Origin of the sequence: Vibrio sp. 10N.286.49.E11, assembly GCF_041469505.1 — a bacterium.
In the GTDB taxonomy this organism is placed as follows: domain Bacteria; phylum Pseudomonadota; class Gammaproteobacteria; order Enterobacterales; family Vibrionaceae; genus Vibrio; species Vibrio crassostreae_C.
Map to the genome: position 1 here is coordinate 1 of NZ_JBFRKQ010000165.1, position 1,268 is coordinate 1,268.

The 1,268-nt window shown below is 47.2% G+C and carries 1 protein-coding gene; it reads right to left on the minus strand.

Going from position 1 to position 1,268, the window contains the following annotated elements; translation table 11 throughout:
- Positions 1 to 1,268 (minus strand): hypothetical protein (locus AB4167_RS22090; protein ID WP_372137034.1); only part of this gene is annotated, 1,268 nt, incomplete at both ends.

The window sequence follows — 1,268 nt, forward strand, 5'->3', positions numbered from 1 at the left end:
GTCGCACCATCGGCACTTTGCTCTGGCATCACATCGATGGTGTTGGTTGTGATTGTGCCATCTGCAAGATTTGGCTCAGTGATATCTAACGTACCACCTTGCATGATTTGAACATCGTCACCAATGGTTACGTTAAGTTGAGAAACCAATGAATCATCGCTATCACTGTCGACGGCGTAGACTGGCAGATCAAAGCTCAGATCGTTATTTGCAAGGCCATCCGCATGGTCTAACGCTTCAAGTAAGGTGAAGGTGTACTGGCCTAAATTGGTATCTGAAAAGCTAATCGTGAACACGTTAGTTTCAACGTTCGAACCATCAGTCACAAAACCGATGTAACCACCCGGTGTGGTTGGGTCAGCTTTCAGTTCAACCGCCAATCCATTTGATGTGAGAGCACCGCCAACATTGAACTCAGTCGGTTCAATACGGAACCTGGTTACATCATCACTTTGAGTGGTGTAAGTGATGGTTTGAGTTGAGCTAACCGCGCTGCCACTTGGTGAAGAGCCGTCACTCAGACTTGTTTCTGACAAGCTCACTGTTGGCACATTATCAATGGTTGGGATATCACCATCGGTAATGGTCAGAGTGACGGTTGAGGTCAACACATCGTTATCGGAATCGCTAGATGTCACCACGATTGATTTCACGATGTCTTCGCTGAGTGTGTGGTCTAAATTACGATTAGGCTCAAAGCGCACTTCACCTTGAAGCGTGATGAACAGTTCACCTTCCGTGAAGCTAAACTGCTGTTCGCCATTGTCATTTTGGTCCAGCGTTCGAAACTGGCCATCATAAGTGAATTGCGTCACCGTTGCGCCATCAGCACTTTGATTTGGCATCACATCGAAAATCGCCGTCGTCGGTGTGCCTGCTGCTAAATCAGCGACCGTCGGCTCAGTAATATTGAGCGCACCGTCTTGCATGATTTGAACATCATCACCGATGGTCACGTTTAACGGAGACATCAGCGAATCGTCGCCGTCGCTATCTACCGCGTAAACAGGTAAATCAAAACTGAGGTCGTTATTGCCGCGGGCATCTTGGTGGTCCAACGCTTCAATGAGCGTGAACGTGTATTCACCTAATGACACAGAATTAAAGCTTAATGTGAATACTGTAGTTTCTACGTTTGTGGCACTGGTCGTAAAACCAATGTAGTCACCCGACCCTGCCGGATCTTCACGTAACTCAACGGCTAAACCGTTCGATTTAAGATCGTCGTTAGTATTGAACTCCGTTGGCTCAATACGGAAACGAACCAC